We start from the raw sequence: 20,228 nt of genomic DNA, 5'->3' as shown, positions 1-20,228 counted from the left end.
CAGTTTATCTGTACGGATATGAGCTTTATGCGTTCACACTCTTTTAAAAACAAAGTATGCTTATGCCTGTAACAAGGAGCATACATGTATCAAGTACTTGCTAGAAAATACCGTCCACGTAATTTCAATGAGTTAGTGGGGCAAAACCACGTTTCTCGTGCATTAAGCAGTGCATTGGAACGCGGTCGTCTTCACCATGCTTATTTATTTACAGGAACGCGTGGTGTAGGTAAAACTACAATCGCACGTATTTTAGCCAAGTGTTTGAACTGTGAAACGGGTGTGACTTCTACGCCATGTGAAGTCTGTGCAACCTGTAAAGCAGTAAACGAAGGGCGTTTTATTGACCTAATTGAAATCGATGCTGCTTCAAGAACCAAAGTAGAAGATACGCGTGAACTTTTAGACAACGTTCCTTATGCGCCAACGCAAGGACGTTTTAAAGTTTACCTGATTGACGAAGTACATATGCTATCGACGCATTCTTTTAATGCGTTATTAAAAACACTAGAAGAACCACCAGAACACGTTAAGTTTCTATTTGCTACGACTGACCCACAAAAGCTACCGATTACAGTTATTTCACGTTGTTTGCAATTTACTTTACGGCCTTTGGCTGTCGATGAAATTACCAAGCATCTTGGCGCTATTCTCGAAAAAGAACAGATTACTGCTGACCAAGATGCAATTTGGCAAATTGCTGAATCTGCTCAAGGTTCACTGCGTGATGCATTATCTTTAACTGACCAAGCCATTGCTTATGGTCAAGGTTCTGTACATCACCAAGATGTTAAAGAAATGCTTGGTCTAATCGACCGTACGATCATTTATGATTTGATTTTAGCGATTCATCAAAATCAACGTGAGAAAGTTAGTCAGCTTTTATTGCAATTTAGACATCAGGCGTTAGACGTGTCACTTGTGCTTGATCAGCTCATTTCGACATTGCATGAATTGGCAATTTTGCAATATCTACCTGATTTGAGTTTGAAATATAGCGATGAAATCAATCGCAAAATCATGCAATTGTCTAAGCTGATTTCTGCTCAAGATTTACAGCTTTATTACCAAATCGCATGTAAAGGACGTTCAGACTTGCAACTTGCCGTGACGCAAGAGCAAGGCTTTGAAATGTGTGTTTTACGCTTATTGGCATTCCGACCTTTAGCGCCTAATGAAATTGTGGTATCAGAGCCTGTTCAACAAAATGAGCAAGCAGTGGTGAGTTTGACCCAACAAGTTCAGCAAAAAGCTCAGGAGATTACTCCAGTAAATACGGTTCAGCCTGTTGAAGTTATTAACCAGCCCGCTATGGTTGAACCTGAACCTGAACCTGAACCTGAACCTGAACCTGAACCTGAACCTGAACCTGAACCTGAACCTGAACCTGAACCTGAACCTGAACCGCAGTCTAATCAGGATTTAATGGTATTTGACCCAAATCATCATGAGCTGATTGGGCTTGAGTCAGCAGTTGTTCAAGAGACTGTTAGTGTTCTAGAGGAAGATTTCATTCCTGTACCAGAACAAAAGTTAGTACAAGTGCAGGCAGAAACACAAACTAAAAATATTGAACCTGAACCAGCTTTCACTGCTGAACCTATGGGTTTATTTGAAACGCCTAGCGCTGAATTTTCGCTGGCCCAAGATACGCCTAATCTTGCTTCTGAACCTGTTATTGAGCAGCAATCATTGGTGCAGGCTGAAGTTGTTGAAACAGTTGCTGTTGTAAAAGAGCCTAGTGCAACTGATAACGGTCAGTTGATGCCTCAAGATATCTTGAAGCTTTCTCCTCAAGTTTTGGAAGGTGAGTGGACACTCGAAAAGTGGGAATATTGGTTTAGAAATAGTCAGCTTTCTCCAGCCGTTCAAGAACTTGCTCAACATGGTGTGATGACTGGTGAAATTGGTGGCAATACTATTTTCCATATTCCTCAAGAATATGAAAATATGCTGACCCAATTACAACAAGGCCTTATTGATGCATTAAATGAGCAATGGCCGAATACTCAGTTTACAGTTGAATATGGTGCTTTGAATACATCTACTCCCTATACCATTCAAAGTGCACGTAAAGAAAAAGCCTTTCATAGAGCAGCTGAGCTATTACAGCAACAGCCAGTTATTAAGAGTCTCATAGAAACTTTTGATGGCGAACTACAAAATATTCAATTAAAGCCTTAAATTCATCTGATTTTTGATCTGGTGCAGAATATGAAAATAATAGACTTTTCATATTTTTCACTGGATTGAAATATTTGGGTCATGTCACTGTCATTGTACTTTTCTATGTTAGCCATTTTAGATTTTAAATGGACTATATATCGTTATGAAAAGGCAATGCACTGGAATAAATAGTTTTAAATATTCATATTTTTTATTAATCGGCGCGATTCTGCTGAGTGGTTGTAATGACTCGGCAAATGATAATTCAAATACACCAGATACAGGTAAAAAGCCTGTAATGCGCTGTGCTCCATAAACTTAAATAATAAAAAGAACCTGATCATGATTACACGTCGTAAATTTTTAAATTATTCTTTAAATATGGGTTTTGGTGCAGCGGCATTGGCAGCGTTCCCATCTAGTATTCAAAAAGCTTTAGCAATACCTGCAAACAATAAAACTGGCACCATTCAGGATGTCGAGCACGTTATTATTTTAATGCAGGAAAACCGATCTTTTGACCATTACTTCGGAACATTAAAAGGCGTTCGAGGGTTTGCTGATCGTTTTACGATTCCTTTGCCAAGTGGCCGTCGTGTTTGGGAGCAGCTTAGAAGTAATGGGCAAGTTTTAACGCCTTTTCACTTAGATGGTACAGCCAATAATGCACAGCGTGCAGATGGTACGCCCCATACTTGGAACGACAGTCAGCTGGCTTGGGACAATGGGCGCATGGCGAACTGGCCAGCCCATAAAACTGATATATCCATGGGTTATTTTAAAGAAAAAGAAATTCCATATCAGTTTGCGCTTGCGAATGCTTTTACGATTTGTGATGCCTACCATTGCTCTATGCACACTGGAACAGATGCAAACCGTTCTTATCATTTAACGGGTACAAATGGTGCAACACCGACCAAGCGTTCATTTGTAAACAATGAGTGGGACTGGATTGATGGTAACCCAGCGACGGCAGACCGTGGTTATACATGGAAAACTTATGCCGAACGCTTAGAAGAAGCAGGGGTAAGTTGGATTTGTTATCAAAATATGCCAGATGAATGGGGCGATAATATGTTGGGTGCATTTCGTTCGTTTAGAAAGGCCAACATTGCATCTGGCTATCCTGTTTCAAGTGGCGGCGAACCGAATAAACCATATGCTGATACGGGTCAAAAACTACCTTATAAAGCCTATGTTGCTGCGACCGATAATGCCAAAAATCCACTTTATAAGGGCATTGCAAATACGCTACCGGGCAATAAACCAGAAGAATATCTTGACGCTTTTAAACGCGACATTCGGGAAGGTAAATTACCTCAAGTCTCTTGGATTAACGCGCCATCGATTTATTGCGAACATCCAGATCCTTCAAGCCCAGTTCAAGGGGCATGGTTTATTCAAGAAATTATTGATGCATTAACTGCTGTACCAGAGGTTTGGAGTAAAACAGCACTACTTATTAACTTTGATGAAAATGATGGTTACTTTGACCATGTACCATCACCATCAGCGCCATCTCGACTAAAAAACGGCCAGTACGCGGGTAAATCGACATTAAGTAGTGCGGATATGCAGGACGAATATTTTGATCATGCCGCGCCTGAGGGAAGTCATTCACAGCCTACACCTGATGGACGCGTTTATGGTCCGGGTCCTCGTGTTCCGTTATATGTGATTTCCCCATGGAGCCGTGGTGGTTGGGTGAACTCACAAGTGTTTGATCATACTTCTGTGCTCATGTTTTTAGAAAAACGTTTTGGGGTTAAAGAGCCGAATATCAGTCCATACCGCCGTGCAGTGTGTGGCGATTTAACCAGTGCATTTAACTTTAAAACACCAAATGTAGATGTTTTACCGCAGCTGGGTGGTAAACAAACACGTTTGCAAGCAGATGAGTTAAGAGAAAATCAAGAAGCTTTACCGGCTGTTCCTGTACCCACGGATACGAAGTTACCGATTCAGCAAAGTGGCATACTTCTTTCACGCGCGTTACCTTACGAGCTACACACCAGCGCGCGCTGTAAAGCCGATGGTAAAGTGCAATTGATTTTCTCTAATACGGGTACGCAAGCAGCGGTTTTTCATGTTTATGACAAGCTCAACTTGGACCGTATTCCTAAGCGTTATATTGTCGAGCCGAATAAAACTTTAGATGATGAATGGGATGTTTTAAAAGATAATTTAGGTCGTTATGATCTATGGGTACTTGGTCCAAATGGTTACCATCGTCATTTCAAAGGGGATACTCAACGTATTGTCGATAGTAGCGTTAAACCTGAAATTCGAGTGTGCTATGACATTGCCAATGGCGATGTATACGTAGAGCTCATGAATGAAGGAAGCAAGGATGCGATATTGACAGTAAAACCGTGTGCATATCGACAAGATGCGCCGTTACAACTTACCGTAAAAGCGGGACAGGTTGTTAAGCAACATTGGGCTTTAGCTGATGTAGGGCATTGGTATGATTTTGAAATCACCAGTCAGAGTGATCCATATTATTACCGACGTTTTGCTGGTCGAGTCGAAACGGGTGAAGATTCCTTTAGTGATCCTGCAATGATGTAAGTCAAGACGAGGCAAAAAGAGCTACGTATTTTCTTTTTGCCTCATTTTTTATAATAAGAAATTCTCTAAAACCTCACGAACTGTCTCGGAAATTGGCACAGTCTTACGCGTTTCGCGATCAACAAACACATGCACAAAATGTCCTTGAGCTGAGGCTTGGTTCTGACCTTGTTTAAAGATTGCTAATTCATAACGCAATGAAGTCGTACCGATTTTACCAATCGCAACACCTACTTGAATAATTTCTGGAAATGACAATTCCTGAAGAAAACTACAAGCTGAATCGACCACTAACCCAATTGCTTTTGCTTCATGAATATCAAAACCTGTTTTTTGGATGAGCAAAGCATTGGCCGCTGTATCAAAGTAGCTATAGTAAGTCACATTATTCACATGACCATAAATATCGTTATCTGCCCAACGCGTTTGAATGTCTAAAAAGAATTTAAATTGATCACGGGTTTTTAAAACTGGTTTAGTCATTAATGAATCGCCTGATAAATTGCCAAAGCAGCGGCTTCTGTCATGTCACGTGGGTTATTTTGTAGTAAACGGGTTTGCAACATGGCATCTTGAGCAAGTCGAGGTAAGCTGGACTCGTCAATACCCAAATCACTAAGTCTTAAAGTCAAGCCACTACGGTCTAAGTGGTTCTGCATGTGGTCAATAAATAAATCACACAAGCCATCGGTGCTGCCATTGCTGTATGGGTCGAGCCATTGCATAAGCTCTGCATAATATTTTTTTGCATTTGGTGCATTAAACTTTAATACTTCAACCAACACTAAGGCATTGGTATGCCCATGTGACAAATGAAAATGTCCACCCAGCGGATAAGCTAAAGCATGTACCGCAGCAACTGGCGAGTTTGCAAACGCTTGTCCCGCGAGCATTGAACCAAACAGCATGTTTTGACGTGCTTCTAAATCATTACCATCTTTAAGAACTTTTGGTAAGTTATGATTTAACAACTTCAAAGCATGCTTGGCTAAAATATCCGTATAAATATTTTTTTTATGTTTAGAGGTATATGCCTCAATAGCATGTACCATCGCATCAATACCTGTTGCAGCGGTAATATGTGCTGGAAGATTTTGAGTAAAAGTAGCATCAAGAATTGCAGTGTCGGCGTAGAGTACTGGAGAGACAATCCCCATTTTTGTCGTTTCACCCGTGGTCACAATTGAGATTGGCGTTACTTCTGAACCTGTACCGGCTGTAGTAGGAATTAAAATAAGGGGTAGGCGAGCTGTGGTGATTTGGTTTACGCCGTACATCTCTTGCAAACTTTGGGTCTGGTTAGGGTGGGCGAGTAAAGCAATAACTTTTGCAACATCTAGAGAACTACCGCCACCAAAACCAATAATGACATCAACATTTTGCTGTTTAGCATAAGTGGCTGCATCTAGTACTACCTGTTCAGGCGGGTCAGCTTGCACATCAGCATAGATGACATATTCAATATTAAGCGTATCTAAAATTTGAAGGATGGGACGGTGTAATTGATTTTTAACCATGCCTGCATCGGTGACTAGCAATAACTTATGGTAAGCTTTTGACGAAAAAACATTTTGTAATTCTTGTATAGAGCCTAAGCCAGAGATGATATTTGGAACAGTTTGAAATTGAAAATGGCTCATATACATTATTTCCTTATTTTTGAACATTATTGTTGAATGGTTCTATAAGATTCTATCTCCGAATAAGTTAGCATAAGAAACTTTAAAATAAAGTAGTTCTGAAGTGACTATGCTTTTCTTAAGCCTTGTGCCACCCATAAATAAATACTTTTTTGCAATGTTGGGTCCGACATGTAAGTGAGGATTACCAAAATATTTAAACCCTCGTCGAAAAGTGGGCTTTTTGTTATTTATAGGGTTCTGTAGATTTTCTGGCAAGCTTCTAACTTATATAATGCCTTAACAATTTATAATTTTATCGGTTCTAAAAAGTGAAAATTTCTAAAACTTTTCTTAGTATTATGGGATGTACGTGTTTGATGCTTAGCTCGGCAGCAATCGCGAAAAACAGCTCTAGTGTATATTCGCCTACAAAAGGTGTAATTTGTGACAAATATATTTGTGCTGACAAAAAAGGTATTTCTAAAAAGCTTACAGCTAAATATTTAGGCACTTATAAAGCGAATAAAGCCTTCTCTCAAGGTGATTTTGATACTTCAGCGTTTACGCTGTCAAACGGTGTGTTCTGTGATACTAAAACAAAACTATGCCATGTCGATCGATACTTTGAGAATGGGCATCGCAGTAAAATTGATAGAACTATGACAGATAAGCTTTTTAAAAATAAATGATTTTTCTATTGCAGAAATGAGGCAAATATCTCTGATAGATGAGTCTATCAAAGTAAAATTAAATCGCAAAAGACCCCGCTAACTATCGACTAATGGCGGGGTTTTTTATTATTAAGTATTTCTGTAATATCAATTTAATAGTATAGGGTGAAAAAATACTAAATGATCAGGGGTAATAATTAATAAGGGAGGGTTTAGTTCTCGGTAGGATCTTTTCTGATTGGGAAGGGAACAAAGATCTTTTTATTATTAAGAAAAAACATAATTTTTAGGTGGAATTTAAATAGTGATGTACACAATTAGATATGTTCATCGGAACAACACTTACTATATTGCTTCGAACAATGAAGGAAATTTTATTATTCTTGAGTCACTTGATTCAGAGTTTCGTATGGGCCATCAAATTTCATATGATGGTGAAAAAATATTTAACCTGACACTAAATGATGAAACAGATGCAGTCATTAAACTGGAGAGTAACGAAAAAGGAGCCTATGAGTACTTACATTCAGTTAAGTAAATAAGCTTTGTTTTTTGAGAAAAAACTATGGTATGTTTATTTGCGCTTTAATGATGAGCAAGTTTAATTCATGAACTGTTTACTAAAGAAAATCAATACAACCACCACGACCTACAGAAAAGGCTGCGTGTGATTTTTTATTAGAGCGACTTAATAAGATAACCAAACCCAGCCAATAATGGCTGGGTTTATTTTTCTCTGCACATTATTGGTTTTTTTACAGAGAAAGATTATGGATAAAAGTCATAACTCAAAATCAGCTTTACTCGTTATTGATATGCAAAATGGCCTATTCAAAGGAGAGCTAAAGCCGTATAACCATCAAAGTGTACTTTCAAATATTCGTGAGCTTATTGAGTATCAGCGCTTAAATAAGAGACCAGTTATTTTTATCCGTCACGTTGGAGCAAAAGGTACTCCATTAGATCCAGACGATGCTAATACGCAATTGATAGCAGAATTATCTTTTAATCCAGATATAGATACTGTCATTGAGAAAATATACCCTAGCAGTTTTAAGGGCACTGTTCTAAAAGATTGGTTAGAAAAACTTGATGTTGATCAAGTCATAGTCACTGGCATGAAAACTGAGTATTGTATCGACTCTACTATTAGAGCCGCTTCAGAAGTGGGATATAAAGTAACTTTAATCTCTGATGCACATACTACATTTGATTCTATGCATTTAAGTGCTCAGCGTATAATTGAACACCATAACCAAATTTCTAACAATGCTTTTGCTAATGTAATAACTACAGAAGAGTTTATAGATGAGTTTTAATTTAGAAACAAAACAGTAAAGCCAAGTGCTTCTTTTGAAGAGGCTGTTTAGCCTTAGAAGGGCGCAGTACAGAAGGCTTTATTGAATAACTGTTATTGGAAGGGCTTTTTTATTCTTAAGTATTTCTGTAAGATCCTTCCGTTGCTTTAAACAACAATAAACCTGAATGATCAGCGCAAAAGTCATAAGGGGAAAGCCTACTTGAAAGAGTAGGCTTTTTTTATTTCTTTATAAAAGCATACTGAGGACTTTATGATCAGGGTAGCTGAGTTATAAAAATTTATTTTTTGCTATGAATGAGCTTAAGTTCCAAATTCTTAAAATCTATAACTTGATTAGAAGAATCAACAGGTTTTAATTTAAGTTCATCATCAGTACTCTTATTAAAAACTTTCACCACATCTTTACCAGCTTCAATAAAATTACCGCCAGACTCAAGCATGGCGAGTAAGACAATATTTAGACTTTTGCCTTTTTTAGTGAGTAAGTATTCTTTACGTTCTCGCTCACCAACTTCTTTATAAATTGATAATTCAAATATTTCTAATTGGATGAGATGCTTTAGACGATTAGATAAAATTTGCTTTGATATGCCTGTATTTTCTAAAAAATCATTAAATTTTGTTACCCCATAGAAGGCTTCTCTTAACAAGAGGATCGTCCATCTGTCATTCAATATTTCTGTAATTTTGAAGATCCCACATACATCTACTGGAAATTTATGATCTGGAATAATTTGATTTGACATCAGTGGGAGCTCCAATTAGCATGAGTCTATAATTTAGACCTAGCCTTAATTCAGGTAGCATTATGCCATTTATAAATATACAAACTATAGAAGGTTTACTAGATAAAGATAGTAAGGCTGAGCTTTTCAAGCGAATAACGGATTTATTTGTAGAAATAGAAGGAAAGGGAAATCCTGCTTTTCGAGAACATGTCTGGATAAGAATTGATGAGCATCCTCCTGAGCATTGGCAATTAGGCAGCTTCAGGCCTACGAAGGAAATGATTGAATTAATCACTGCATCCAAGTGATGTTTGTAAAGCCCTATAAATTAGGGCTTTATTTTTATTTAATTACTACAAGAAGTACAAGATTAGCTAATTTATCGCCTGATTTATCAACTTTTAATCTATTGATAAACATTATTTTCCTTTTCAACCCATGTGAGTTTTGACAAAATGCAACAAGCCACAATGGTCAATTCAGTTCTCACAAACTTATAGTCTGTTAAGATTGTGCATGACCCTGTTTATTTTTATGTAATTCAAATGTTTGGAAGTAATTTCTAATGGAAACACAATATAAGGTGTTATGTGTCTGTTTAGGAAATATTTGCCGTTCTCCCACGGCTGAAGTAGTTTTTAGACATTATTGTGACGCGCATCAACTCAATGTTATTGTCGATTCAGCTGGAACGAGTAATTATCATCCAAATAAATCGCCTGATCAGCGTAGTCAGTTGCATGCCAAAAAAAGGGGTTATGACCTATCATCTTTACGTGCAAGACAACTTTCAACTCAAGACTTTTTAGAGTTTGATTTGATTTTGGCAATGGATCATCAAAATTTTGAAGATATTCATGACGTGTTGCAAAGAGCCGTTTCCCAATTTGGCGCACATCAAATTCGTGCAAAAGTAGCTTTAATGAGTGAGCATGATCCTGAATACCCACAACAAGCGTTGCCTGATCCTTATTATGGCGGTGCTGATGGTTTTGAACGTGTACTCAATCAATGTGAGTCCAGTAGTTTGGCGTGGGTCAATATTTTAAAAAAACAATTGAATGTTTAAGAATAGGTTTTTCAATACAATGCAAATTCAGAATCAAGTACAGCTTAAGCCATTCAATACTCTAAGTTTAGATGCAACTGTTTCTCACTATACTAAAGTTGGCAGTATTCAAGATATTGAATCAGCTTTAGAGTTTGCTGAGCAGCATCAGTTAAATGTACTTGTATTATCGGGCGGTAGTAATATGTTATTACCGCAGCAGATCAATGCTTTAGTGATTCATCTTGATATTCAGGGAATTGAAGTTTTATCAAACGATGATGATTTTGTGCGGGTTAAAGTTGGCGCAGGCCAAGTCTGGCATGATTTTGTTTTATACAGCACTGAACAGAACTGGTTTGGTTTGCAAAATTTAGCCCTTATTCCAGGTTTAGTTGGTGCTTCACCCGTACAAAACATTGGGGCGTATGGGGTAGAGGTAGGTGAGTTTATTGAGTCAGTACAAGTGTATGACCGTAAATTAAAGCAAACTCAGACAATTTTAGCGGCCGACTGCCATTTCGCTTACCGCCATAGTATTTTTAAAGATGATCCAAACCGTTACATTATCACGCATGTCACTTTTAAATTGCTTAAACAGCCGCATTTAAAACTTAACTACGGCGACTTGAAACAAGCAGTTGGAGACAATCAGACTGCCGAAAATTTACAAAATCAGGTCATCCATATTCGACAAAGTAAACTTCCTGATCCAAAAGAGTATCCTAATGTCGGGAGTTTCTTCAAAAATCCAGTTATTAAACCTCAAGAGTTTGAACGCTTAGTCACACAATTCTCAACAATTCCACATTATCCTCAAGCTAACGGAAACGTTAAAATTGCAGCAGGATGGTTAATTGATCAGGCGGGTTGGAAAGGGAAGCAACTCGATATGGTAGGGATGTTCCATAAACAGGCATTAGTTCTGGTGAATTATGCCAATGCATCTCTAGTTGATGTAAGGAAAACTTATCAGGCTGTACAACGTGATGTTGATCAGCTTTTCCATATTATGTTAGAACCAGAGCCTGTGCTTTATAACAGTTTAGGTTTAATTGAAAATCATACGGAATAGTTTTATGCCAAAAGTACACTTAATGGTACGTTTAGTACAAGTAGTCACCGTGCTATTTGTACTATTAGGCTGTTTCGTGGTTTTTTTATATTCGCCATTTTATTCAAAACTTATTGTAGCTGGGCTTAACTATTTTGTACCTGTTGATGTTAATCAAGTCGCTGCTGAGAGCCAAAGACAGGCTGCATTAAGTGAGCATGATAATTTAGAGCCGGGTTCAAATTTATGGATCGCTCGTCAGGCCTATTTAAAACTGACAGAGCAAGCGTTACGTGAAAAAAGAACATCTGATCTGACCTATATTCAAGAGAATTATAAAGCCTTGCAGCAAATTATTCTTTTAGAAGAAAAGGAACAGGATTCAGAAGAACAAGCAGCATCTGTAACGGTTCCTTTAGTCGCTAAAAACTCAGAAATTGATGCCGCAGATGAGGCGAGTAGTCCTGTTGACGAAGCACTTTTTATTAATAGTTCTGAAAATAAAGCGCTTACTGAGCAATATACAGAGTTTTTAGCAAGAAAACCTGTGGTACCAGAGCATCAAAAAGCTGTCAGTGAACCTGAACAAAAAGTCGAGTATGTGCGTAAAAATCCATTACCCGTACAACCTAAAAAGTTATCAGAACCTTATGCAATTGTTGTGTTGGGTGGCGGATTAACCTTAGATAAAAATGGTAAGGATATTGTTGTTAATGGCTATACGCGTTTGCGATTAGAAAAAACTTTAGAAGTTGAAAAACAAAATCATCTGCCTATTGTACTTAGCGGTGTAGAAGCACCTTATATGCAAGCTTGGTTAAAAGAGCGCGGTGTTGATGCAAAGCTATTAGAAAAGCGTAGTATGAATACATGTGAAAATACTCGCTTTAGCTCTTTATTGCTTCAGAAAAAAGGCGGGGCACCGACAGTCATGTTGGTTACAGATGAATATCATATGCCGCGTACACGCCGACTCTTTGCCTTAAATGGTATTGAAACTATTCCTGTTGTAGCTCCAATGCCAACTCCACTGACGCGCTGGCAACCAAGTGTGCAAAATTACGATCATAGCCGCCGTGCAAATTATGAATTACTTGCGACAATTCGCGACATGTTGTTTGGCTCAAGTGATTGTCGAGAGGTTCCTTAATGTCAGATATTCCATTTCTCAATCCTGCCGTATTAAAACAATTAGATTTACCGGTTCCTAATCGTGATCTTACGCCGCAGGTTTTGAGTCCACTTAATTTAAATACATTAGAAGAACCTTCCCGTGATTTGCTGGCCTACCGCAAATTGTATGGTTTACATTTACTTGAATGTGACCATTGGCAAGGCTATGTTCAAATGCCGTTATTCCGTTTGCATGTGCAAGTTTTCAAACCTAAAGTAGAAAAAATACAAGGTACAGTTTGTCTATTGCATGGTTATCTTGAGCATAGTGGTATCTATCAGCCAATCATTCGTGAAATTCTTGAGCAGGGCTTTAGTATCATTACTTATGATTTGCCGGGACATGGATTAAGTGATGGCTCACCAGCCAGCATTAAAAACTTTGATCATTACCAGCAAGTTTTGATGGCTGTTTATCAATATGTGAAACATGCAGATCAGTTACCTAAACCATGGGTCGGTATTGGTCAAAGTACGGGTGGAGCAATTTGGATGCATCACTTATTAGAATATGCTGAAAAACGCCAAGATCCGATTGTAGATCGAGTACTTTTACTTTCTCCGCTAATTCGCCCTGCAAAAACCGCGTGGTGGCATAACCCCGTTGGATTAGGCATTATTCGCCGTATTAAGCGTCAGGTACCAAGGCATTTTAGACGTAATAATCATAATCCTGAATTTTTGCGTTTTATTCGTTTAAAAGATCCTCTGCAACCTCGAATGATGGGCATGGACTGGATTTTGGCAATGTCAAAATGGATGCAGGAAATGGAAGAGCGACCTGCTTGCCGTATCCCAGTCTGGCTTGCACAAGGTGCTCTTGATCAGACGGTTGATTGGCGTTACAACATTGAATTTATTCGTCGTAAATTTAGACTCCAAACGTTGTTAATGCTTGAAGAAGGCTCTCATCAATTAATTAATGAACGTGCAGATATACGTGCGGCTTTAACGGGTTTGATTCCGGCCTTTTTGCATGCAAAGCCAAAACATTTTTATTATTAGAAAAATAATGCATCTATCCAAAACTCTAGATAGATGCATTATTTAATCTTTGTATTTTATTTTGAATTTTGATAAAGCTGCATAAAGTTTTTATAAACTGAAGACTGCTTTTGTGGACTATACATATTGCGCTCGATTGTTCCTTTATCTGTTTTGATTAAAACATTCACATTTTGAGCATTTTTAAATTCTTGTAGGAATTGACTTGGAATAACAAAGTAAGTGGTTGAATGTTTAGGTACTAATCGGCTCACATTTGTCTTTTCAGTGGCTTGAGCTGGTTCGTAATTGAATCGTTTGCCATCAATATCAAAAGTCAAAGCGTTAATATCGTAAAAGTTATAACTACTACTTAAATGAACATCTACTCGAAGCTGATTTTTTTGATTTTCATTCCATTTAACCAATAAGCTTGGGCATAGTTCAGTTGGTGAGCAGTTTAGTTGACCAGCTGTTTTTACCTCTTTAGGAGCTGGTGTACTAACCAGTGTGGTGCTACAAGCCGCAGTAAGTAGGCATGAACCCAATAAAAGTAGAGATTTCTTCATCATATAAATTCCAAGATAGTATGCTTAATATTATTTATGTTAAGAGTAATAAATTTTGACATAAATTAACGCGTAGTTGGACCTAAAAATACAAATGGTTTTGCAATTTTAAAGGAAGAGGTAGCATCACCTGCATAGATATGGCTTTGATCAGGCCCTAAATCAAGTCTACGTGTTTTACCATCTTTAAAGTTAATCTTTTTTAAGTCAACCCAAAATACATTTGGTGAGAGAGCGGATTCAAAAAAGTAGAGCATCTGTTTGTGGTCGGCAACAGTTCGCCAGCGAGTCGAAGAGATATTAGGTTCTTCTTGAGTATTTAGCCCATAGGGAACAGATGCATTCCGAATCACACTAAATACAGAAGCTTGTGCTTGTTTTGTATTATCATTTTTAGGAATAGCATTAATGTAAAATGATGCGCGTGCAAAGCGATCAGATGCTCTGTTAGTACCGGGAAGCATAATCGTTCCGCCAATTTGCTTCCAATATTCAACAAGTGCAAGTTGTTTATCGAAAGTAGGTGAATTGGTCATGACTTGATAGCTTCGGCTATGGTGAATCACTTGTTTTCCACCAATATATTCAATAATTGCGCTATCACCTGTTTTATCAGAAATAGATAAATGTAAGGTGGTGAGCCGTGTTTCACCGGGAACATTGTCTGTAATAATAGTATAGGGTTCTTTTTCTAAGGCCTTAACGGCTTCATCTACAGTTGCAAAATTATCGAGTACATATTGAGCCCATGCTGCAATACTTAATAAAGGCTTATCTGTCTTTTTTGCATCTGGGTATTCAGACTCTACTAACCATAAAATATTAGCAACTAAACCTGCTTCATTCATTCCATCTGTTGTGGAAACTTCATAACCTGTAGCAATTACACTTCCATACTTCGACGTCCATTTTATTGAGTTGGGACCAGCACTACCGTCACGGCTAACTCCGCTTGGCATAATCCATAAGTTGGTCCCTGTATCAACTTTCCAGTCCATTGAGCGAGCAGTAATAATATGTTGGTTATTACCTAAATATACTGCACGTGTACAAGCAACAGCATAGCTACTTAAGCCTACAGCGATTGCAACAAAAGAAGAGATGAATGTTTTTTTCAACATGATGAGGTACCTTCTTGTTATAAGCATAAAATTTTTTATTAAATAAAATTAAAATGTGTACATTATTTATACTTTTATATTAGGTGAAAAATCTATTAAATACAAATTAAAAGAGGCGTAAAATTTAAGCAAAAATCACATATTAGGTTTAAATCTGGAAGAGCATCACACTATAAAGGTGATGCTCAACTTATAAAAATTAATATAAATTAAAAATGATTGGCATCAGCCATATTCCACATTCGATAGTAGAAATTATCATCGTCATTATTAAGTTCAGATTGTAAAAGTTCACCTTCTTTCAAGAAAAAATGCAACTGAGCATAGTTCTTAATTTCACGGTCATTTACTCGCTGAGCCAAATGATGAGCTTTAATATCAGAAGGATGGCGTAAACCCGCAGCAGCGATCATTTCTGATAATGCATGCAAGGTATTTTTATGAAAATTAAATACTCGTTCTGATTTAGTCGGTACATCAATTGCTTTTTGACGATCTTTGTCTTGAGTCGCTACACCCACAGGGCATTGGTTGGTGTGGCAGCTTTGTGCCTGAATACACCCAACTGCAAACATGAAACCACGTGCTGAATTAACCCAGTCTGCACCGAGTGCAAAAGTGCTAGCGATATCAAAAGCACTAATGATTTTACCACTCGCGCCAATTTTAACTTGATCTCTGAGTCCTGCACCGACAAGAGTATTATGGACAAAGCGTAAGCCCTCTCGTAATGGAGTACCAATATTGTCACTAAACTCAATTGGTGCTGCACCAGTACCACCTTCAGAACCATCCACAACAATAAAGTCGGGAATAATTTTTGTTTCAAGCATTGCTTTAACAATACTCATGAATTGCCAAGGTTGGCCAATACACAGTTTAAAACCAACTGGCTTGCCGCCAGATAATGTTCGCAGCTTCTGTAAGAAATGCATCATTTCAATTGGGGTAGAAAAACTAGAATGCTTAGCAGGAGAAATACAATCATGATCGCGTGAAACGCCACGGATTTGGGCAATTTCTTCAGTAATTTTATGCTTAGGTAAGATACCGCCATGGCCCGGTTTTGCACCTTGTGAAAGCTTTAATTCGATCATTTTGATCTGTGGCAATTGAGATTGTTTAGCAAATTTTTGCTCGTCAAATTTTCCATCTAGGGTACGGCATCCAAAATAACCACTGGCAATTTGCCAAACAATATCTCCACCATTTTCGAGATGATAAGGGCTTAAGCTACCTTCACCAGTATCGTGATAAAACCCACCTAATTGCGCTCCTTTATTGAGTGCTCGAATTGCATTGGCACTTAAACTACCAAAACTCATGGCAGAGATATTCATAATGGATGCACTATAGGGTTGAAGGCATTGTGCATTACCCACCTGAATGCGGAAGCTCTTTGGATCAGCTGGTGGGCAAGGGCTTATTGAGTGGACAATAAAGCGGTAATTCTCTTGATAGACATCAATAATTGAGCCAAAAGGTTTATCTGCATTTTCGTTTTTAGCACGTTGATAAACTAAGCTTCGTTGCATGCGAGAAAAAGGTAGAGCATCTTGATCCGCTTCAATAAAGTATTGACGAATTTCGGGGCGTATATCTTCAAACAAAAAACGAAAATGTCCCATAATTGGGTAGTTTCTTAAAATTGAATGTTTATTTTGTAAAACATCATAGAGGCCTAATAGGCTTAAAGCGCCTGTAACTACCCATAAACCATTAAGGAGAGTATCAGAAATAAAATAATAGATACTATGAGGGGTATAGACGGTTCGAAACCATGTGATGCTGAGCGCAGTAAAAATACATAAAAACCAGAGAGAATGACGTGAAAAAAATGTATTGAGAAATTTATGTCGAATGATTTGTGCTGGACTCGCCATATTGGAACAAATTCCTAATGTTTTACTGATACATACCTTGCCAAGAAGGAACTAAAACCACAAGTATGGAATTGTTAGCTTAAGGACGGTATAACAAAATCCAAAGATTATTAGGTTTGATTTTTCATTTAATTTTTAGAAATAGTTGAGCTAGCAATATATACTTTTAGTAGTGAAGACCCGCCTCTAGCCATTGAAATCTCTAAAAAATTCTAAAGATGTGATAAAACACTTAGATTTCTTATTCATAAAGTATTATTTTCTTATTCATTTAAAATATATAGAATAATCAGGTGCTTGCTTTTTGTTCTTATTTTTTTGAATAAACTTTAAAAAATTATAAAATATAAATGATGATGGTAAATTTTAACTAATGAAAAATTAAAATTTTTTAGAAAAACTAATAAAAATGTAAATGAAATTATCGAAAATTAATAAAAAGAGTGGGGATAACCATAAAAATTTTTATAATTGAGAAAACAATCAAAATTTTGATTATTAATTGATATTTGGAATGAAACAAACATTAGTATTTTTGTTGTTTTTTTGTATTATGCGCAACTAGTAGAGTAAAAAAATAACGCTTTGAAAAAACAGTCAGAAGAACTAGTGATTGTGATGGGGAAGGCTAATTTTTACATCTATTAATTTTATTGGCGTAATGTAAAAAGGTTTTTAACCATGAATAAGTCTCTCATTTGTTTATCAGCAATTGCTATGGGTTTAACGTCTATCAATGTTGCAAATGCAGCTAACGCAACCGGTACACTAACTGTTAAAGCAACGATTACAAACAGTTGTGTTCTCAACACTTCTGCAACAGGTACTACGTCAAATGCAATTTTAGACTTTGGTACGTTAAGTTCGCTTGCGAGCAATGTAGATGCAGACACCACAACAACAGGTGGGACTGCAATTAAAGTGTTATGTAACAACACTGTGCCATGGACTTTGGCTTTTGACGCAGGAAAAAATGCTCAATCGACACAACGTCGTATGATTGGTGGGGCGGCTAGCAACGAATACATTCCTTACAACCTTTTCTCAGATACTAACCGTGCAACAGCAATTGGTATTGCAACAACTGCATATAGCGGTACTGGTACTGGTGCAGCACAAACAGTTAACGTCTATGGTCGTATTCCTGCTGGCTCAACTTTACCAAGTGCAGGTAGCTATGTTGACACTGTGACTGTAACAGTGACTTATTAATTTTTAATAAGTTTTATTGCGTCATTGCTAGCTCTTTTTTAAAGGTGCTAGCTCAATTTGAGAAAAGTAGTTCTGGGCAAATCATGAAAAAAAATATCTTTGTTGTGACAAGTTTATTGTTATTTTTGCCTAGTATGCTAAATGCAGCATCAATCCGCCTTTCACCTGTTAGTGTTGAAATATTGAGTGATCAGGCTGCCTCTTCCATTAGTTTATATAATCAGTCAAATGAAAGCGCTGATTTGCAGGTGCGTGTATTTGAATGGAGACAAAATGCTGGTCAAGATCAGTTAATCCCTACGGATGAGATTGTAATTAGTCCACCATTTTTAAAACTACAGCCTAGTGACTCTTATAACTTACGTGTAGTTAGAATTAACCCAGAACTTATTTCTGGTGAAAAAACTTATCGTATTATTATTGATGAGTTACCAAAACCAATTGATAGTCGTAAAGCTGATCAAGGGGTTAACGTACTACTACGTTCGTCATTACCTGTATTTGTAGTGAATAAAGATGCGATTACTAAACTGAATTGGTCAATACAACAAGAACAAAATAACGCTTATCTCACCATAAGTAATGTTGGTAATCGACATGCGCTTTTAAATAACTTAATACTTGTGGATACAACAGCAAATAAAAGCTATACCATTAAAGTAAATACCGTGAATGGTTATATTCTTGCTGGGAAAGCGAGAAATTTTAATATTAGTCCTGATTTTAAATTTCAAGCAGGTCATAAATATAATATTTTATTAAATATTAACGGTAAGCAAACATCTCTTTAAAGAGGCACATATGAAATATATCGTAAGTGCCTTATGTGTTATGTACTTGCCGATTCATGCCGCTGCTGAATCATTACAAGATAGTACCAATGCTGTCTTACCAAGTATTCCCGAAGTTCCGAATTCTGCTCATCAGGCATTTGGTTCTGATCAGGGATATGTACAGCTATTTTTAAATATTTCTGTTAATTCAAATGTTTCTAAAGATTTAATATCGGTACGGCAGGATCAAGATAGAAAATTATATATCCGCTCTCGTGATTTAAAAACTTTAAGACTAAAAATGGGTGAACATATCCCAGATAATCAGTGGGTGTGTATTAATGATCTAAACGGAATCCAGTTTAAATATCTCGAAAATGAGCAGTCTTTAAACTTAAAAGTTCCGCCGAACATGTTAACGGGTTACTCAGTTGACTTAAATGGCCAGCAGATCACTAGCCCACAATTGCTAAAGATGAAACCCTTAAATGCAGCCATTCTGAACTACAGTCTGTATCAGACTATGACCAATGACGAGAACGTTTTCTCAGGTACGGCAGAGGGTATTTTTAACAGTGCAATTGGTAACTTTTCATCAGGGGTTTTATATAACGGTAGTAATGAAAATAGTTATAGCCATGAAAAGTGGGTACGACTGGAAAGTAAGTGGCAATATGTCGACCCTGAGAAGATCAGGATATATACCCTAGGCGACTTTATTTCTAATAGCCCAGACTGGGGGAGTAGTGTCCGTCTTGCCGGTTTTCAGTGGTCGAGTGCTTATAGTCAACGCGGTGATATTGTCACCTCGGCACTCCCGCAATTCTCCGGCTCGGCAGCACTGCCTTCAACACTGGATTTATACGTCAACCAGCAAAAGATTTATTCAGGGTTAGTCCCATCTGGTCCATTTGATATTAAACAGCTTCCATTTATTTCGGGAAATGAAGTCACACTTGTGACTACCGATGCAACGGGACAGCAGAGCATTACCAAAAAGCCGTACTATTTTTCCTCCAAGATTCTGGCAAAAGGCATTAATGAGTTTTCAGTAGATGTGGGGGTTCCACGCTACAACTATGGGTTGTATTCAAATGATTATGACGATGCCACCTTTGCCTCAGGTGCGATTCGATACGGCTACAGCAACTCACTGACCTTAAGCGGCGGTGCAGAGGCTTCAACAGATGGCCTGTCGAATCTCGGCACAGGATTTGCCAAGAATGTTTTGGGTATTGGGGTAATTAATGCTGACATCGCAGCGAGCCAGTATAAAGATGAAAACGGCTATTCTGCCTTGCTGGGTTTAGAAGGGCGCATCAGTAAGAACAT

At 37.6% G+C, this 20,228-nt stretch carries 20 protein-coding genes; 14 read left to right on the top strand and 6 right to left on the bottom strand.

The features are described 5' to 3' along the window. The first annotated feature begins 84 nt into the window (after window positions 1-84). The 3 genes from J690_RS21015 to J690_RS21010 all read left to right on the top strand — a co-directional run bounded on the left by J690_RS21015 (window position 85) and on the right by J690_RS21010 (window position 4,737). Complete coding sequence (locus J690_RS21015) at window positions 85-2,184, top strand: DNA polymerase III subunit gamma/tau (RefSeq protein ID WP_032038147.1); 2,100 nt, start codon at window positions 85-87, stop codon at window positions 2,182-2,184. A 145-nt stretch (window positions 2,185-2,329) separates the two neighbouring features. Further along, window positions 2,330-2,482 (top strand): hypothetical protein, encoded by a 153-nt coding sequence (locus tag J690_RS24325; RefSeq protein ID WP_153301268.1) that lies wholly within the window; start codon window positions 2,330-2,332, stop codon window positions 2,480-2,482. Window positions 2,483-2,508: 26 nt separating this feature from the next. Next, complete coding sequence (locus J690_RS21010) at window positions 2,509-4,737, top strand: phosphocholine-specific phospholipase C (protein ID WP_032038145.1); 2,229 nt, start codon at window positions 2,509-2,511, stop codon at window positions 4,735-4,737. Between the two features lie 48 nt (window positions 4,738-4,785). Here the strand turns inward: J690_RS21010 and J690_RS21005 are convergent, their stop codons facing one another. Both J690_RS21005 and J690_RS21000 read right to left on the bottom strand, forming a co-directional pair. Continuing rightward, window positions 4,786-5,220: an acyl-CoA thioesterase gene (locus J690_RS21005; protein ID WP_017387342.1), complete on the bottom strand. Its 435-nt coding sequence runs from the start codon at window positions 5,218-5,220 to the stop codon at window positions 4,786-4,788. Beyond that, window positions 5,220-6,377, bottom strand: coding sequence for an iron-containing alcohol dehydrogenase (locus J690_RS21000; protein ID WP_032038143.1), 1,158 nt, complete (start codon window positions 6,375-6,377; stop codon window positions 5,220-5,222). The genes J690_RS21005 and J690_RS21000 overlap by 1 nt, the downstream gene beginning before the upstream one ends. Window positions 6,378-6,718: 341 nt before the next feature. Between J690_RS21000 and J690_RS20995 the strand changes: the two genes are divergently transcribed. The 3 genes from J690_RS20995 (at window position 6,719) to J690_RS20990 (ending at window position 8,349) form a co-directional block, all read left to right on the top strand. Beyond that, window positions 6,719-7,048, top strand: a complete 330-nt coding sequence (locus tag J690_RS20995) for a YcgJ family protein (RefSeq protein WP_212771365.1) — start codon at window positions 6,719-6,721, stop codon at window positions 7,046-7,048. A gap of 289 nt (window positions 7,049-7,337) precedes the next feature. Continuing rightward, window positions 7,338-7,568 (top strand): hypothetical protein, encoded by a 231-nt coding sequence (locus J690_RS24485; protein ID WP_032038138.1) that lies wholly within the window; start codon window positions 7,338-7,340, stop codon window positions 7,566-7,568. A gap of 232 nt (window positions 7,569-7,800) precedes the next feature. After that, window positions 7,801-8,349, top strand: coding sequence for a cysteine hydrolase family protein (locus J690_RS20990; RefSeq protein ID WP_032038135.1), 549 nt, complete (start codon window positions 7,801-7,803; stop codon window positions 8,347-8,349). A gap of 280 nt (window positions 8,350-8,629) precedes the next feature. Here the strand turns inward: J690_RS20990 and J690_RS0104730 are convergent, their stop codons facing one another. Continuing rightward, on the bottom strand, window positions 8,630-9,097 hold the full coding sequence (locus J690_RS0104730; protein ID WP_032038133.1) for a winged helix-turn-helix transcriptional regulator: 468 nt from the start codon (window positions 9,095-9,097) through the stop codon (window positions 8,630-8,632). Between the two features lie 62 nt (window positions 9,098-9,159). On the opposite strand from J690_RS0104730, the gene J690_RS0104725 reads away from it, so the two are divergent. The 5 genes from J690_RS0104725 to J690_RS20970 all read left to right on the top strand — a co-directional run bounded on the left by J690_RS0104725 (window position 9,160) and on the right by J690_RS20970 (window position 13,359). Then, window positions 9,160-9,387: a tautomerase family protein gene (locus tag J690_RS0104725; protein WP_005073831.1), complete on the top strand. Its 228-nt coding sequence runs from the start codon at window positions 9,160-9,162 to the stop codon at window positions 9,385-9,387. Between the two features lie 257 nt (window positions 9,388-9,644). Beyond that, on the top strand, window positions 9,645-10,148 hold the full coding sequence (locus J690_RS20985; RefSeq protein ID WP_002115216.1) for a low molecular weight protein-tyrosine-phosphatase: 504 nt from the start codon (window positions 9,645-9,647) through the stop codon (window positions 10,146-10,148). 19 nt (window positions 10,149-10,167) lie between these two features. After that, window positions 10,168-11,202, top strand: a complete 1,035-nt coding sequence (gene murB / locus J690_RS20980; RefSeq protein ID WP_032038131.1) for a UDP-N-acetylmuramate dehydrogenase — start codon at window positions 10,168-10,170, stop codon at window positions 11,200-11,202. A 4-nt stretch (window positions 11,203-11,206) separates the two neighbouring features. After that, window positions 11,207-12,331 (top strand): YdcF family protein, encoded by a 1,125-nt coding sequence (locus J690_RS20975; RefSeq protein ID WP_002115205.1) that lies wholly within the window; start codon window positions 11,207-11,209, stop codon window positions 12,329-12,331. After that, a complete protein-coding gene (locus J690_RS20970) occupies window positions 12,331-13,359 on the top strand; it encodes an alpha/beta hydrolase (RefSeq protein ID WP_002115207.1) in 1,029 nt (342 codons plus the stop codon). Before J690_RS20975 ends, J690_RS20970 begins: the two co-directional genes overlap by 1 nt. A gap of 56 nt (window positions 13,360-13,415) precedes the next feature. Here J690_RS20970 and J690_RS20965 read toward each other — a convergent pair whose 3' ends face one another. The 3 genes from J690_RS20965 to J690_RS20955 all read right to left on the bottom strand — a co-directional run bounded on the left by J690_RS20965 (window position 13,416) and on the right by J690_RS20955 (window position 16,911). Continuing rightward, the gene (locus J690_RS20965) at window positions 13,416-13,910 is read right to left on the bottom strand and encodes a hypothetical protein (protein ID WP_050688067.1); all 495 of its coding nucleotides are present in this window, start codon (window positions 13,908-13,910) and stop codon (window positions 13,416-13,418) included. A 62-nt stretch (window positions 13,911-13,972) separates the two neighbouring features. Next, window positions 13,973-15,028 (bottom strand): linear amide C-N hydrolase, encoded by a 1,056-nt coding sequence (locus J690_RS20960; protein ID WP_017387349.1) that lies wholly within the window; start codon window positions 15,026-15,028, stop codon window positions 13,973-13,975. 209 nt (window positions 15,029-15,237) lie between these two features. Continuing rightward, entirely contained in the window at window positions 15,238-16,911 is a 1,674-nt protein-coding gene (locus J690_RS20955; RefSeq protein WP_032038125.1) for an FMN-binding glutamate synthase family protein, read from the bottom strand. Between the two features lie 681 nt (window positions 16,912-17,592). Here J690_RS20955 and J690_RS20950 point away from each other — a divergent pair. The 3 genes from J690_RS20950 to J690_RS20940 all read left to right on the top strand — a co-directional run. Then, the gene (locus J690_RS20950; RefSeq protein ID WP_005068793.1) at window positions 17,593-18,123 is read left to right on the top strand and encodes a Csu type fimbrial protein; all 531 of its coding nucleotides are present in this window, start codon (window positions 17,593-17,595) and stop codon (window positions 18,121-18,123) included. Between the two features lie 83 nt (window positions 18,124-18,206). Next, window positions 18,207-18,914 (top strand): fimbrial biogenesis chaperone, encoded by a 708-nt coding sequence (locus J690_RS20945; RefSeq protein ID WP_002115167.1) that lies wholly within the window; start codon window positions 18,207-18,209, stop codon window positions 18,912-18,914. Between the two features lie 40 nt (window positions 18,915-18,954). Continuing rightward, a partial coding sequence (locus J690_RS20940) for a fimbria/pilus outer membrane usher protein (protein ID WP_032038123.1) occupies window positions 18,955-20,228 on the top strand: 1,274 nt, incomplete at its 3' end.

The organism is Acinetobacter sp. 742879, assembly GCF_000588535.1.
In the GTDB taxonomy this organism is placed as follows: Bacteria; Pseudomonadota; Gammaproteobacteria; order Pseudomonadales; family Moraxellaceae; genus Acinetobacter; species Acinetobacter pittii.
This window is presented reverse-complemented; position numbering and strand designations above follow the sequence as displayed.

Bases quoted from the DNA above. Each gene is read 5' to 3' on its own strand.
- J690_RS21015 (WP_032038147.1), top strand. From the start codon at position 85: ATGTATCAAGTACTTGCTAGAAAATACCGTCCACGTAATTTCAATGAG.
- J690_RS24325 (WP_153301268.1), top strand. From the start codon at position 2,330: ATGAAAAGGCAATGCACTGGAATAAATAGTTTTAAATATTCATATTTT.
- J690_RS21010 (WP_032038145.1), top strand. From the start codon at position 2,509: ATGATTACACGTCGTAAATTTTTAAATTATTCTTTAAATATGGGTTTT.
- J690_RS21005 (WP_017387342.1), bottom strand. From the start codon at position 5,220: ATGACTAAACCAGTTTTAAAAACCCGTGATCAATTTAAATTCTTTTTA.
- J690_RS21000 (WP_032038143.1), bottom strand. From the start codon at position 6,377: ATGAGCCATTTTCAATTTCAAACTGTTCCAAATATCATCTCTGGCTTA.
- J690_RS20995 (WP_212771365.1), top strand. From the start codon at position 6,719: ATGGGATGTACGTGTTTGATGCTTAGCTCGGCAGCAATCGCGAAAAAC.
- J690_RS24485 (WP_032038138.1), top strand. From the start codon at position 7,338: ATGTACACAATTAGATATGTTCATCGGAACAACACTTACTATATTGCT.
- J690_RS20990 (WP_032038135.1), top strand. From the start codon at position 7,801: ATGGATAAAAGTCATAACTCAAAATCAGCTTTACTCGTTATTGATATG.
- J690_RS0104730 (WP_032038133.1), bottom strand. From the start codon at position 9,097: ATGTCAAATCAAATTATTCCAGATCATAAATTTCCAGTAGATGTATGT.
- J690_RS0104725 (WP_005073831.1), top strand. From the start codon at position 9,160: ATGCCATTTATAAATATACAAACTATAGAAGGTTTACTAGATAAAGAT.
- J690_RS20985 (WP_002115216.1), top strand. From the start codon at position 9,645: ATGGAAACACAATATAAGGTGTTATGTGTCTGTTTAGGAAATATTTGC.
- murB (WP_032038131.1), top strand. From the start codon at position 10,168: ATGCAAATTCAGAATCAAGTACAGCTTAAGCCATTCAATACTCTAAGT.
- J690_RS20975 (WP_002115205.1), top strand. From the start codon at position 11,207: ATGCCAAAAGTACACTTAATGGTACGTTTAGTACAAGTAGTCACCGTG.
- J690_RS20970 (WP_002115207.1), top strand. From the start codon at position 12,331: ATGTCAGATATTCCATTTCTCAATCCTGCCGTATTAAAACAATTAGAT.
- J690_RS20965 (WP_050688067.1), bottom strand. From the start codon at position 13,910: ATGATGAAGAAATCTCTACTTTTATTGGGTTCATGCCTACTTACTGCG.
- J690_RS20960 (WP_017387349.1), bottom strand. From the start codon at position 15,028: ATGTTGAAAAAAACATTCATCTCTTCTTTTGTTGCAATCGCTGTAGGC.
- J690_RS20955 (WP_032038125.1), bottom strand. From the start codon at position 16,911: ATGGCGAGTCCAGCACAAATCATTCGACATAAATTTCTCAATACATTT.
- J690_RS20950 (WP_005068793.1), top strand. From the start codon at position 17,593: ATGAATAAGTCTCTCATTTGTTTATCAGCAATTGCTATGGGTTTAACG.
- J690_RS20945 (WP_002115167.1), top strand. From the start codon at position 18,207: ATGAAAAAAAATATCTTTGTTGTGACAAGTTTATTGTTATTTTTGCCT.